Genomic DNA, 13490 nt, shown 5'->3' on the forward strand with positions numbered 1-13490 from the left:
TTTTTAGCAGTAGAGAGAGATTTTTGTTAGGGAGTGTGTGAAAAACATGAAAATTGGTTTTTTAGGACCAAAGGCAACTTTCACTGAATTAGCGGTGAAAAAGGTTTTTCGTGGATTTGAACTTGAACCGTACCGTACGATTCCTGAGTCCATGGATGCTGTTGTCAGTGAAAAGGTAGACCTAGCGGTTGTTCCAATTGAAAATACGCTTGAAGGAACAGTAAATATAACAATAGATTACTTAACCCATGTGGTGCAATTGCCGATTGTCGGAGAGATTACCATTCCGATTAAGCAGCACCTGATGGTACATCCAAATAATCGAGAAAATTGGCAGAATGTTCAGAAGGTATACAGTCACTCTCATGCGATTGCCCAATGCCATAAATTCTTACATACTCAGTTTCATGGGATTCCTTATGAGAGTGTCAGTTCCACGGCTGCTGCAGCAAAAATGGTGATGGACAACCCTGATTTACATATTGCTGCCATCGCGAATGAATTGGCAGCCGAAGAATATGGATTGTCGATTGTTCAGCGCAATATTCATGACTTTGATCATAACCATACCCGCTTTTTTGTGTTATCTGAAAAAGGATTGGATTTTGAGGAAATTAGCGGTTCATCCCATTATAAAACAACCTTAATGGTCACACTTCCAACGGACAAGGCTGGAACTCTTCATATGGTACTCTCTGCCTTTGCTTGGCGAAAAATAAACCTGTCAAAAATCGAATCCAGACCAATGAAAACAGGTATTGGCAATTATTTTTTCATCATTGATTTGGAAATGAAGTTGGATGAGGTATTGATACCAGGAGCAATGGCTGAGCTCGAAGCACTTGGCTGCGGAGTAACGTTATTGGGAAGCTACCCATCTAAAATGGTTGAACTAAACTAAAAAAAGTACCGGGCAGAATTAATGCTCGGTACTTTTTGCTTTATTATCGTTCATGACCAAATCATTTATGCTTCAATCAAAAACCCAGCTTCCCGCAAGGCTGATTCAGCTTTGTCTAAAGTCTGTACCGTGGACGCAGCGATGGTATGAAGATGGATCCCGCCTGTTAATACGGATAATAACGATGCCTTTGTCGTTTGTATGTTATCCATGAATTGTTTCACCTCTTGGCGATTGGATACCATAATGGATGCTGTTAAATCACCGTAGACTGCGTGTTCAATTTTTACATCCTTAACCAGTACACCGTGATCAACAAGTAAATTAAGCTCTTTTTCGGTGTCATCTGGGGTATGTCTGCAGGCGATGGTCCGTTCGAATAATGGTGCACCTGTGTTTTGCTTAAAATACAAATAGCCTTGACTGGTTGCGATGATGGGCTCTTCCTTCGCTTTTAAGAGCGTTATATCCCCGACAATAACCTGCCTGCTTACATTTGTTCGTGTTGCTAATTCGCCACCTGTAAGCGGTACAGGGCTGTCTTTTAGCAACTCCAGAATGAAAGCTCTCCTTTCATCGCCTAATATTTTTTTTTGTTCAGCCATAATATCCTCCTCGAGTTTCTATTTCTATATTCTAGCACAATTTCTATCGTTTAAATTTTTTTACAATATCTACAATAGTTTCCCCAAGCTTTATTACATCTTCCCTATTGGTTGTCTTTCCAAACGAAATACGGATAAATTCCTTTGCCTCCTGCGGGCTTAATCCTAAAGCTTGTGTAACTTTAGCAGGACTTTGCATTCCTATTTGACAGGCACTGCCAGTAGAAATGGCGAATCCATGTCGATTACATTCCAACATCATCCATTGACCCTCAATTCCGGAAATCCGCAAACCGATAATTGAAGGTAACTGTGAACCAGGGTCTGCCTCATATACATGGACAAATTCCTTAATCGGGTGAAGCGACTCCATTAAAACGGCACGAAGCTTTAAGAATCTAGTATGATTTTCCACTATGTGCTCATTTACTTTTTGAGCAGCTGCCGTCATTGCTGCAATTGCCGGGACGTTCACGGTTCCTGGTCTCAATCCTCTTTCGTGTGAGCCACCTGGAAAAAAAGCTCTCCACGAAATTGCTGGGTCTATATAGACGCCGCCGACTCCTTTGGGACCATAAATTTTATGTCCAGAAAAAGCAAAGCTGCTAACAAGCTGGGCAATTTTCGCAAGTTCGATTTTTCCGAATGATTGAACAATATCGCTATGAAAATGAATGTCCCGCTCCTTACAAATACGAGCAATCTTTTCAATTGGCTGTACGGTACCTATTTCAGAATTTACATGTTGTATGGTCACTAATACGGTTTCAGGGATAATTGCCCGTTCCAATTCTTCTACATCGATAAGACCAGAAGAATTAAGGGGTAAAAAGGTAATATTGTATCCTTCTAACCGGTTAAGAACCCCATGAATCGAGGAGTGTTCAGCCAGCCCAGCAATAATATGCTTTCCTACCTTTTTAGGCGCAGATAACAGAGCTTCAATGGCTAAAAAATTCCCTTCAGAACCTCCGCTTGTAAAATACAATCCTTTTTTATTTACTCCTAAAAGATTAGCCAACTCTTCCCGGCAATTCTCTAATAAGTCCTGTGACTGTCCACCGATATCGTGAAGAGAACTTGAGTTTCCATAGAACTCGGTTGAAGCCTGAACAAAAACCTCTGCTGCTTCAGAGTTTAACGGAGTGGTAGCGGCAAAATCAAAATATATCATTAGTATTCTCCAATGTTCGTATTTTTAAAAAAATCTTGTATTTAGTTTAAATCTATGTAAATATAGATGTCAAGACACCTGTTAATCCAGGAGGCAATATGATGACAAATGATGATGTTTTAATTTTAGGAAGTGGGATTGCTGCATTACAGTTAGCCTCGCTTTTAAATACGGATTTAAATGTGAGGATACTCACAAAGGAAAAAATAAGAACAGCCAATTCCTATCTAGCTCAAGGCGGTATTGCAGCAGCAATTGGTGAGCATGATCATCCTTGCAAGCATATTGCTGATACGCTTGAAGCAGGACGGTTTCACAATAATCCAGATGCTGTAAAGCAAATCATTCAAGCGGCACCTGACCTGATTACGTTCATTTCTGAACAAGGAACTGTATTTGACAAAAATCAAAATGGCGACTTACTCCTCGGAATGGAAGGGGCACATAGTGAGAAGCGCATTGTCCATGGCGGCGGTGATGCAACGGGTAAAAATGTGGTCGAGTTCCTGATTAGCAGGCTGAATGAAAATATCACGATTGAAGAGAATGTTTTCGCTTATGAATTATTGCTGAATGCCGAGAAACGCTGCATTGGTGTAAAAGCTAAAGCGCAAGACGGAACGATAAAGAACTACTACAGCAGGAATACAATCCTTGCTACCGGCGGCTGTGGGCAATTGTTTACGTATACCTCAAACGCCCCAACAGTCAACGGTGATGGAATCGCAATGGCTTATCTTGCAGGTGCTGAAGTTGTCGATATGGAGTTTATTCAATTCCATCCCACACTCTTGTATCTAGATGGTGAAACAAAAGGGTTAATTTCTGAAGCGGTTCGCGGTGAAGGCGCTATCCTTGTTACCGATGATGGGACTCCCATCATGGAAGGTGTTCATCCGCAAAAGGACCTTGCACCAAGGCATGTTGTTTCACAGAAAATCTATGAATATCTTAAAAATGGCCACAAAGTATATTTAGATATTAGTAAAATAGAAAATTTTAAGAAAAGATTCCCATCGATCACGTCTATTTGTGAAGAAAATGGACTTCAGTTATCAGACGGAAAAATCCCGGTAGCTCCCGGCAGTCATTTTCTAATGGGAGGAGTCAAGACTGACCTAACTGGACGGACTTCAATAAAGGGACTATATGCAATTGGTGAATCCGCCTGCACTGGATTGCACGGCGCCAATCGGCTGGCAAGTAACTCTTTATTAGAAGGTTTATATATGGGTGAAAAGTTATCTTCATTGCTAAATACATCTGTGAATGAGGAAGCCTTTGGAGCAGAGACCATCATTCCATCTTTTCCACACAAAAAAGTAACCCTGCCAGAAATGCAGGAAATCAAGGATCTGATGATGGAGCGAGTAGGAATTGTCCGAAGTAAGGCAAATCTCCAAAAACAAAAAGCTTGGTTAGATTCTTTTAATGTTCACAGATTCACTAATCTTAGTGAGTATACATTGGAAGAAATGACGAAGATTTTTATGCTGATTACGGCAAATTTAATTACTGAAGCGGCCCTGAAACGAACTGAAAGCCGGGGAGGCCATTATCGAAGTGACTACCCTATCGAAGACAATCTGAATTGGTTAAACAAAACCATTATTCATAAAAATAGCCGGGAAATGGAGAGTAACCATGAATACATTGAAACTGCGCTCGCTACTTGAGCAATTTTTTATTGAAGATATTGGCGAACAGGACATTACAACTGATTTAATTTTTCCAAATGAAACAAAAGGTGAAATTGTTTTTCTCTCAAAGGATAAGGGGATATTCTGCGGAGAAGAAATTATTAGAACTGGTTTTAAACTATTAAATAATGATATTGAAACACAAGTTTTTGTGAAGGATGGACAAAAGATTGAATACGGCCAGAAGCTTGCAACTGCCTCTGGAAAAATAGCGGATTTATTAAAAGGAGAAAGAGTTGTCCTTAATTTAATCCAAAGAATGAGTGGAATTGCTACTCTCACTAAGAAAGCCGTTGACACCCTTGATAGTGGTCATTCCAAAATTTGTGATACACGTAAAACGACACCTGGTTTGAGAATGCTTGAAAAGTATGCAGTAACCACTGGTGGAGGCTTTAACCATCGTTTCGGCCTATATGATGGAATTATGATTAAAGATAATCATATCTCATTTGCGGGTTCAATTTCGCATGCGGTTGAAAGTGTTCGAGCAAAAGCCGGTCATATGGTGAAGGTGGAAGTGGAAGTTGAAACCGAAGATCAGGTAAAAGAAGCTGTGAGTGCTGGTGCAGATGTAATTATGTTTGATAACCGTACCCCGGATGAAATAAAAGAGTTAATTAAATTAGTTCCAACAGGATTTATTACGGAAGCTTCAGGGGGCATTCAATTGTCCAATTTAGCGGGTTACCGTGATACAGGGGTTGATTATATTTCACTCGGATTTTTAACACATTCTTATAAAGCTCTTGATATCAGTGTCAAAGTTCTTTGGAGCAAAGGAGAGGAATAAAGATGAGTATTTTAGCGACCATGCAAAAAAATAAGATGATTCCTGAAAAATACAAACAAATGTCAAAGGAAGAGTTAGAAGCTAGAGTAATTGAAGTGAAAAACAAATTAGGCTCAAAACTTTTCATTCCAGGACATCATTATCAAAAAGATGAAGTCATTCAGTTTGCGGATGCGACAGGGGATTCTTTAAAATTGGCGCAATTATCAGCTGATAATACGGAAGCAGAATATATCGTTTTCTGCGGCGTCCATTTTATGGCGGAAACAGCGGATATTCTTACAAATGAAAACCAAAAGGTTATTCTTCCAGATATGCGGGCAGGCTGCTCAATGGCGGACATGGCAGACCTTGATCAGACCGAAAAAGCATGGGAAATCCTTCAAGGAATATTTGGAGACACCATCCTTCCATTAACATATGTAAATTCTACAGCAGCAATTAAGTCTTTTGTCGGTGCTCATGGCGGAGCGAGTGTAACCTCATCTAATGCCGAGACAATGGTAAAGTGGGCATTCACACAGAAGGACCGGATTTTATTTTTACCGGACCAGCATTTAGGTCGTAATACCGCTGCAGATTTAGGTGTTGGTTTAGATGAAATGGCCGTTTGGAACCCAATTACCAATAAGCTTGAATACGAAGGCGATCCTTTAAAAATAAAAGTCATCCTTTGGAAAGGACACTGCTCTGTTCATGAGAACTTTACTGTACAGAATGTCCATGATACACGCAGCCAGTATCCGAACATGACAATTATTGTACATCCAGAGTGCCGTCGCGAGGTTGTTGAAATATCCGATATGGCTGGTTCTACGAGTTATATTATTAATGCGATTGAAAAGGCAGCGCCTGGTACTGAGTGGGCGATTGGAACGGAAATGAATTTAGTTAACCGCCTCATTAAGAATCATCCTGATAAAAAAATTATTTCGTTAAATCCTGCAATGTGTCCTTGTTTGACAATGAATCGAATCGACCTTCCTCATTTAGTGTGGAGTTTGGATACGCTAGAGGATACAAAAAATACGATTAAAGTTGCTGCTGACATTGCTGAAAATGCAAAATTAGCGCTCGATCGTATGTTAATAAATGCTTAAAAATAGGGTAGATGCAATTTTCTCGAATTGCATCTATTTTTATTTATCAGAGGTTGATTCATATTTTCCCGAAAAAAAGCATAAGTTTTTCTGAAGAATGTTAGCACTTTGCCTATCATCACATAGAATATATGGACTTATGCATAGGAGGGAAATCAGAGTGAAGATCCATATCGTACAGAAAGGGGATACTCTTTGGAAAATCGCCAAGAAGTACGGCGTGAATTTTGAAGAGCTGAAAAAGATGAATTCACAGCTCAGCAACCCTGATATGATTATGCCCGGTATGAAAATAAAAGTCCCAACTTCAGGTGGAAATATAAAAAAAGAAGCGCCTATGGGAACAAAGCCGGGGGCCACAATCAACTTAGGCGCCAAGAAAGAAATGCCGATTGCTGAGCAACCGTTTACCAAAGAGAAGCCAAAAGAAATGCCGATTAAAACCGCTCCAAAGAAGGAGGCTCCAATAAAGGAAGCGCCAATCAAAGAAGCTCCAATTAAAGCAGCGCCTAAAAAAGAGGCTCCTATCAAAGCAGCACCAGTACCAGCGAAAGAAAAACCAGTAAAAGAAGCGCCAATCAAAACAGCACCAGCGAAAGAAAAACCAGTAAAAGAGATTCCAATCAAGGAAGTACCTGCTAAGGAAGCACCAATTAAAGAAGCACCGAAAACACCATACACTCCAAAAATGCCTCTGCAAATCATTCCAGAAATCGATATTAACAATTATTATATGAACAATATGACCAATATGGAGGTAAAACAGCCTGTATTACCGCCAAAACCAACAAATATACTTCCTGAAATAAAAGAACCAGCAAAAGAAATGCCGGTTATGCCTGTACAAGAAGCACCAATGGAAAACCAGCTCCCGATGCAGCAGCAAATGCCACAAGATTATTGTGTGCCTATTTCACCAATCTTGCCAGGATCAGGGTATTGCCCGCCACCGCCACAATGGTGTCCGCCGCCGCCTTGTCCACCAATGGGTTTTATGCCGTATCCTCAAGTTCAAGGAGTGGCGATGCCACAGATGCCTAATATGATGCATAATCAATTTGGTCAGATGCCAGGTGTTGCAGGTGCGGATATTATGGCCCATGGCTATGATGATGAATCTTCATCCTTTATGCCGCAATTGCCTATGACAAACCCAATGGGCGGTCAAATGCCAATGGGTGGTCAAATGCCAATGGGCGGTCAAATGCCAATGGGCGGCCAAATGCCAATGGGCGGCCAAATGCCAATGGGCGGTCAAATGCCGATGGGCGGTCAAATGCCGATGGGCGGTCAAATGCCGATGGGCGGTCAAATGCCAATGGGCGGTCAAATGCCGATGGGTGGCCAAATGCCAATGGGCGGTCAAATGCCGATGGGTGGCCAAATGCCAATGGGCGGTCAAATGCCAATGGGCGGTCAAATGCCGATGGGTGGCCAAATGCCAATGGGCGGTCAGATGCCAGGAATGGGCCAAATGCCAGAAGATTTTGACCAAATGGTTCCAGAAAGTCAAATGCCTTATTTTGATGAAAGTCCTGAAGAAGTGCCAGTGGGCTCACCTGCTGCCAAGAGTCAGGGATGGTTCGATCCTCAATCGCAAGGCATGCCAGGAATGGGAGGCCCAATGATGAACCCAGGTTTTGGTCAACCAGGAATGGGAGGCCCGATGGGACCAGGATTCGATCAGCAAGGAATGGGAGGTCCAATGGGACCAGGATTCGGTCAGCAAGGAATGGGAGGCCCAATGGGACCAGGATTCGGCCAGCCAGGAATGGGAGGCCCAATGGGACCAGGAATCGGCCAGCAAGGAATGGGAGGCCCAATGGGACCAGGATTCGGCCAGCCAGGAATGGGAGGCCCAATGGGACCAGGATTCGGCCAGCCAGGAATGGGAGGCCCAATGGGACCAGGATTCGGCCAGCAAGGAATGGGAGGCCCGATGGGACCAGGATTCGGCCAGCCAGGAATGGGAGGCCCAATGGGACCAGGATTTGACCAGCCAGGAATGGGAGGCCCGATGGGACCAGGATTTGACCAACAAGGAATGGGCGCGCCATATGGTCAAATGCCATTCGGCTACCCACAAATGGGGCCATCGCAACAAGTAATGGGAGCACAAGATTTTGAATCACCAGATATGCAAATGCCTTTTGCAGGCATGCAACAGCCATTTCCTCCTCAAGGGGGATTACCAGCAGGTGCAGGTGGTGACTGTGGGTGTGGTGGACCAAAACCACTAGCAATGCCGCCACAAAACTTTGTACCACCAACACCTCCTATCTATAGTGCACCATATACAGGACCAGCAAATGTAGCGCAGCCGCCGTATATGAATCCGTATGGAATGGGTCCAATGGATGGCATGATGCGTTATGATGATGAAAGCAATGAGTATGACTTTTAAACAAAAAGGAGACGATGATTATTTCATTCGTCTCCTCTCTTATTTAAGCTCCCAATTCAAAGAAAAAATCATTGAAATGGTGCCCTATAGAAAAAGTGTTATATTCATACGAACAGATAAAAATACCTATATGCTTAAAGGGTTTCATACAAATAAACGCCTTCGTCTCCAAGAAGCATTTACAGAAACTCTAAGAAAAGAAGGATTTTTAAAAACCTATCTATTTGTCCATCCTCAAATAAATGACCCACTATTTTTTGAGGGAACATATTTTGGCTGTTTGGAATATATAAACCCCAATAAAATCCCATTTTCCTTTAAATCTCAGAAAAATCGCCAGGAGGGACTTGAGCTTTTAGAACAGTATCATCTGGTTACATCTTCCTTTGAGTCACGCTATCGAACATTAATTCCAAAAGGGGTTATTATTGAAAAATGGAGAGATAGAGGATTGGTTTTTTCCTCGAATGCAACAACTTTAAAATACTTTATTAATGACCAAATTTTAGCCGAACTAATGGATTGGGCAAAATGGTCACTCAGTGGGATGGAAAAGAATCGTTCCCTTTTTATCAACGAACCTTATTGTATTCTTCATGGGGATGTAGCGCATCACAACTTCCTGCGTGATTCAAATGGAGTCCTGCATCTTATTGATTTTGATTTAATTAGTATTGGTCCAGCTTCCTTAGATTATTTACAATATGCGAATCGAATTCTTCCCAGTTTAGATTGGTCGTTTGAAAAACTATCCCGGTATTCACAATACGAAAAGTTGTTGAACGAAAAGGCATTTCTATATGCTTTAGCATTTCCTGCAGATATTTTCCGTGAGTGGAATCGGCTCATTCGGGAAGGCTCATATAGAGACCAGAACAAATATAATCAAATTATGGATTTAACAATAGGTCAGTATTACTCACGAAAAAAATTTATTGATACTTTAAAAATGATGACGAAATGATCTTCTTGGTCTATTATGGCAGAATGAAAACCCCCATTATCTCACAACCTAAACGTGAGCATATTCTTTATGCTCACGCAATCGTAGAGGGGGTTTTTCGTTTGTATAATTTGAAACAGTGGATGATTCCTCTGTCCGCCTTACTAGCTGTTGGGCTGTCAGGTTGCGCAAATGATGACCGTGCTGCTATGGACAAAGATAACAAAAACATGGGGCAGCCAGTGGGGTACTATTCGGATGAAAATCATAAAAACGGCTCCAATGGAATGCCTGGTGACAATGATGGTCCAATCACTGAATTCATGGACCATAATCTTGGAGTGGAAAACCAATCAATAAACGAAGATAGAAGAAAGCAGTTTGGGGATAGAGATGAAAATGGAAATCCACCAAACCCAACAAAACCGCTCGCAGACCATGACCATAATTTTTTTCAAAGAGATAACCAATTTAGTACAAGTGACGCCAATTATCATGGTCATTTAAATCAAAGATTGGGAAATACAGGAACAACAACGAAGCCTGAAACTCAGGACCGTCTAACTGAAAGAATTAAAAGTAAGGTTGCTGGCATTGAAAATGTTCGTGAAGTCCGCTCTGTACTTTATGGAAATTCCATTATGGTTTCCGTGAAATACCATAATAATAAAAGAGCCGAGGAAACCAAAAGAGCGATTCAAAACGCGGTTAAACCTTTGGCAGGTGGAAAATCTGTTCAGGTGATAACTGACGATGGTGCACTTGGCCGTGAAGGGAATAGAAACAATGATTCCCAACTGTTAGAACCTAATAGTCGTAAACACAAATGATTTTTAAAATAGGAGAGGCAAAGCCATTATTCGGCTTTGTCTCTTTTGATTTTTTTATAAAGGATAAAAAGGGAAAAAAAGGCTAAACTAGTAGTGAAAAAGAATTAGATCTCTACTAATAAGAGGTGATTATGCATGAGGTTCAATTGGGTAGCACAGTATCGGCTTGGTTTAGCCTTTGTTGCGGTTGTTCTCTTCATGTCTATCGGAAAGCTGCCGGGAATGATGTTAACTGGCTCCGCCGAAAAAATAGAAAACCATCAAGATCAGCAAAAGTCGGAACCTCAGCAATTAACCATTATTTTGGAAAGAATCTATCTTGATGGAGAAATAAGTGAGGAAGTAGTCCTTGATTCTTACTGGTCCATAGAAAACTTCTGGGCCAAGTATGACCAATGGCAGTTAGTTGATATGGATGAATCAACAATGGTTTTTAGAAAACAAATGGATGATATTTCACCATTACTTAAAGCAAACGGTTATTTCGGTATCACCGATGATGGTGTGTTAACGATTTTTAATGGCCGTCCTGATCGATCACGAATCATCCAATCCTTTTTCCAAATTGATGTGAAAAGGCTTGAGAGCAGGAAACAAGAAGAGCTTATACAAGGCATTCCCATAAAAACAAAAGACCGTTATGTAGAAGTACTGGAGACCTTTAAACCTTATTCGAAGCGGGAATAATCAATATTAAAACAGACTGAGATCATTCAGCCTGTTTTTTTGTTTTTTAGAAGATTACTGAAATTTCTCATCCTAAAGTTGTAGAAAAAGTTCAAGCTTTTTTCTGAGGGAAGAATTTCCAAAATCCTTTAAGCTAAAGACATCAAGTTAAACACTTAAAGGAGCGATTGGAATGTTAAATAAAAAAGTTGTTATGATCACAGGTGCATCGAGAGGATTGGGCAGAGCTTTGGCACTTGCATTTGCAAAGGAAGGTGCCCGGTTAGCCATTTGCTCTAGAACATCAAACGAATTACTAAAAGTAAAAGAAGATGCAGAGGCATTAGGTGGAGAGGTGCTCGCAGTTACTGCAGATATTTCACTAACTAGAGATGTAGAACGGTTTGTGGCGATGACAGAAGAAGCTTTTGGTCAAATTGATGTGCTCATTAATAATGCTTCCATCCTAGGGCCAAGTCCAATGCCGCTATTGCTTGACTATCCAGAAGAAGACTTTGCAGAAGTGTTACGGGTCAATTCCATTTCGCCATTCCTCGTAGCAAGGAGGGTTATTCCGGGAATGCTGCAGCGCAATCATGGTTCGATCATTAATGTGACCTCAGAAGCAGGCAATGTTGGATATGCAGGCTGGGGTGCATACGGAATATCTAAATTTGCTGTTGAGGGTTTAACGGAAACCTGGGCAGATGAACTTAGCGAAACGAACCTGCGGGTAAATATGGTCGACCCAGGGGAAATGGATACCGACATGCACAGGCTAGCTGTTCCTGACTGTGATTACTCACTAGTAAAGCCAGAGGATGTCGTAAACGTATTCTTGTATTTAGCTTCTGATAAGTCTGCAGGAATTACAGGTCAGCGCTTTGAAGCGCAAGAGTTCTCAGGGGAGGGAATATGATGACAGCTACAGCATTTGATTTCTATTTACCTTCCGAGTTAAATGCCTCGCATCCACCTGAAAGACGAGGAATAAGAAGAGATCACGTAAGGATGATGGTTTTAGACAAAAAAACAGGCAATGTCAGTCATGATAAGTTCTTTCGACTTGCTGATTACCTGAAATCCGGTGACCTGGTTGTTATGAACAACAGCCGAACTGTACCCGCTATTCTAAAAGCTGGGTTATACAGAAATTCCAAACTACTAGAAAAAGAGGCTGAAATTCGGCTGGCCAGACGACGGAATGAGGAGACTTGGGATGTGCTAATTGTGACAGACCGAGTTAAATTGGGTGATATCCTGCAATTTTCATCTGACCTATCCGCGGTTGTCATCGATATGAAAGAAGGCTCACCACTAAAAACAATTCTTTTCTCCAAAAAAGGAACTGACCTATTTAATAGTATTTATGCACTTGGAGAACCAGTACGTTATGAGTATATTAATCACCCATGGGGGCTGGATTATTATCAAACCGTGTTTGCCAGCCACCCTGGCTCCGTCGAAATGCCTTCAGCAGGGAGAGCTTTCAGTTGGGAATTGTTATTCAACCTTCAGCGGAAAGGGATAGAGCTTGATTTTATACAACTTCATACGGGATTAAGTTACTTGCTTGATGATGAGGTGGAAACCTCACCAACTGATAATTACGAAGAATATCATTTATCCGAAAAAACAATTGAAAAAATCCACAAGACAAAAGCAGCAGGTGGAAGGGTAATTGCCGTGGGGACAACGGTGGTAAGAGCACTAGAGAGTGCAGGAGTCACGGGTGAGTTACATGGTGTGACCAATCTTTATATTAATCAAAATTTCCCACTGAAAATGGTTGATGGTATTATTACAGGTTTCCATGAACCAAAGGCAAGTCACCTCGATATGCTTACCGCTTTTGTACCGCAGGATTTATTATGGAGTGCGTACGAAGAAGCGATTGACCAGCAGTACCTTTGGCACGAATTTGGTGACATGAATTTAATTTTATGAGGGGGAAAAACGATGCGATTTCACCATTTCGCGATTGAGGTAAAAGACTTGGAGACTTCAATCGGCTTCTATCAAAAGTATCTCGGCCTTCATGAAGAAGGCAGACTCCAATTCAATAAAGAGGATATTGTCTTTTTAGCAAATCATGATTTCAGGATTGAACTAATCTCTGGGGGACAGAAAAACGTCTCCCAAGGTGTTCATATCTGTTTAGAAATAGACACCGTTCAAGAAATAATCAATACTTTTAACCAAAATGGGATTATTGCCGCAGAAGGACCATACAAACTGAAAAATGGCTGGAAAACCGTTTTTTATGAAGGACCTGACAATGAGGTAATCGAATTTCTACAGGTAAGGGAGAAAGCTGACCATTAAATCGTCAGCTTTTCTGCTTGCCACGAAGCCTGTGATACAACTATGATTT

Annotated in this window: 12 protein-coding genes and 2 pseudogenes; 11 read left to right on the forward strand and 3 right to left on the reverse strand. The window is 41.3% G+C overall.

What is annotated here, in order from left to right; genetic code table 11:
• The first annotated feature begins 46 nt into the window (after positions 1–46).
• The gene (gene pheA / locus QUG14_RS25325; protein ID WP_289343224.1) at positions 47–901 is read left to right on the forward strand and encodes a prephenate dehydratase; all 855 of its coding nucleotides are present in this window, start codon (positions 47–49) and stop codon (positions 899–901) included.
• Positions 902–966: 65 nt separating this feature from the next.
• On the opposite strand, the gene QUG14_RS25330 is transcribed toward pheA, so the two are convergent.
• Positions 967–1506: a transcription repressor NadR gene (locus tag QUG14_RS25330; RefSeq protein ID WP_289343225.1), complete on the reverse strand. Its 540-nt coding sequence runs from the start codon at positions 1504–1506 to the stop codon at positions 967–969.
• Positions 1507–1549: 43 nt separating this feature from the next.
• Positions 1550–2680 carry an IscS subfamily cysteine desulfurase gene (locus tag QUG14_RS25335; protein WP_289343226.1) on the reverse strand — a complete coding sequence of 377 codons (1131 nt, stop codon included), beginning with the start codon at positions 2678–2680 and terminating at the stop codon, positions 1550–1552.
• 101 nt (positions 2681–2781) lie between these two features.
• Between QUG14_RS25335 and nadB the strand changes: the two genes are divergently transcribed.
• The 4 genes and pseudogenes from nadB to safA all read left to right on the forward strand — a co-directional run.
• The gene (gene nadB / locus QUG14_RS25340; protein WP_289343227.1) at positions 2782–4356 is read left to right on the forward strand and encodes an L-aspartate oxidase; all 1575 of its coding nucleotides are present in this window, start codon (positions 2782–2784) and stop codon (positions 4354–4356) included.
• On the forward strand, positions 4325–5173 hold the full coding sequence (nadC, locus tag QUG14_RS25345; protein ID WP_289343228.1) for a carboxylating nicotinate-nucleotide diphosphorylase: 849 nt from the start codon (positions 4325–4327) through the stop codon (positions 5171–5173). The genes nadB and nadC overlap by 32 nt, the downstream gene beginning before the upstream one ends.
• A 2-nt stretch (positions 5174–5175) precedes the next feature.
• Positions 5176–6273 (forward strand): quinolinate synthase NadA, encoded by a 1098-nt coding sequence (gene nadA / locus QUG14_RS25350; RefSeq protein WP_289343229.1) that lies wholly within the window; start codon positions 5176–5178, stop codon positions 6271–6273.
• 139 nt (positions 6274–6412) lie between these two features.
• Positions 6413–6568, forward strand: a pseudogene (gene safA / locus QUG14_RS29820) (SafA/ExsA family spore coat assembly protein); the annotation flags it as partial.
• 191 nt (positions 6569–6759) lie between these two features.
• Here the strand turns inward: safA and QUG14_RS29825 are convergent.
• A pseudogene (locus tag QUG14_RS29825) lies at positions 6760–6978 on the reverse strand (pentapeptide repeat-containing protein); the annotation flags it as partial.
• 1670 nt (positions 6979–8648) lie between these two features.
• On the opposite strand from QUG14_RS29825, the gene QUG14_RS25360 reads away from it, so the two are divergent.
• From QUG14_RS25360 to QUG14_RS25385, 6 genes are all read left to right on the forward strand, one after another.
• Positions 8649–9641 carry a phosphotransferase gene (locus QUG14_RS25360; RefSeq protein WP_289343231.1) on the forward strand — a complete coding sequence of 331 codons (993 nt, stop codon included), beginning with the start codon at positions 8649–8651 and terminating at the stop codon, positions 9639–9641.
• 101 nt (positions 9642–9742) lie between these two features.
• Positions 9743–10450 carry a YhcN/YlaJ family sporulation lipoprotein gene (locus QUG14_RS25365; RefSeq protein WP_289343232.1) on the forward strand — a complete coding sequence of 236 codons (708 nt, stop codon included), beginning with the start codon at positions 9743–9745 and terminating at the stop codon, positions 10448–10450.
• A 135-nt stretch (positions 10451–10585) separates the two neighbouring features.
• Positions 10586–11137 carry an intercompartmental signaling factor BofC gene (locus QUG14_RS25370; protein WP_289343233.1) on the forward strand — a complete coding sequence of 184 codons (552 nt, stop codon included), beginning with the start codon at positions 10586–10588 and terminating at the stop codon, positions 11135–11137.
• 172 nt (positions 11138–11309) lie between these two features.
• Positions 11310–12035, forward strand: a complete 726-nt coding sequence (locus tag QUG14_RS25375) for an SDR family NAD(P)-dependent oxidoreductase (RefSeq protein WP_289343234.1) — start codon at positions 11310–11312, stop codon at positions 12033–12035.
• A complete protein-coding gene (locus QUG14_RS25380; RefSeq protein WP_289343235.1) occupies positions 12035–13063 on the forward strand; it encodes an S-adenosylmethionine:tRNA ribosyltransferase-isomerase in 1029 nt (342 codons plus the stop codon). The genes QUG14_RS25375 and QUG14_RS25380 overlap by 1 nt, the downstream gene beginning before the upstream one ends.
• A 12-nt stretch (positions 13064–13075) precedes the next feature.
• Entirely contained in the window at positions 13076–13441 is a 366-nt protein-coding gene (locus QUG14_RS25385) for a VOC family protein (protein WP_289343236.1), read from the forward strand.
• Positions 13442–13490 lie beyond the last annotated feature (49 nt).

Origin of the sequence: Neobacillus sp. CF12 (assembly GCF_030348765.1) — a bacterium.
Taxonomy (GTDB): Bacteria; Bacillota; Bacilli; order Bacillales; family Cytobacillaceae; genus Neobacillus.

Coding starts and splice junctions, on each gene's coding strand:
- pheA (WP_289343224.1), top strand. CDS start 47: ATGAAAATTGGTTTTTTAGGACCAAAGGCAACTTTCACTGAATTAGCG.
- QUG14_RS25330 (WP_289343225.1), bottom strand. CDS start 1,506: ATGGCTGAACAAAAAAAAATATTAGGCGATGAAAGGAGAGCTTTCATT.
- QUG14_RS25335 (WP_289343226.1), bottom strand. CDS start 2,680: ATGATATATTTTGATTTTGCCGCTACCACTCCGTTAAACTCTGAAGCA.
- nadB (WP_289343227.1), top strand. CDS start 2,782: ATGACAAATGATGATGTTTTAATTTTAGGAAGTGGGATTGCTGCATTA.
- nadC (WP_289343228.1), top strand. CDS start 4,325: ATGAATACATTGAAACTGCGCTCGCTACTTGAGCAATTTTTTATTGAA.
- nadA (WP_289343229.1), top strand. CDS start 5,176: ATGAGTATTTTAGCGACCATGCAAAAAAATAAGATGATTCCTGAAAAA.
- QUG14_RS25360 (WP_289343231.1), top strand. CDS start 8,649: ATGATGAAAGCAATGAGTATGACTTTTAAACAAAAAGGAGACGATGAT.
- QUG14_RS25370 (WP_289343233.1), top strand. CDS start 10,586: ATGAGGTTCAATTGGGTAGCACAGTATCGGCTTGGTTTAGCCTTTGTT.
- QUG14_RS25375 (WP_289343234.1), top strand. CDS start 11,310: ATGTTAAATAAAAAAGTTGTTATGATCACAGGTGCATCGAGAGGATTG.
- QUG14_RS25380 (WP_289343235.1), top strand. CDS start 12,035: ATGACAGCTACAGCATTTGATTTCTATTTACCTTCCGAGTTAAATGCC.
- QUG14_RS25385 (WP_289343236.1), top strand. CDS start 13,076: ATGCGATTTCACCATTTCGCGATTGAGGTAAAAGACTTGGAGACTTCA.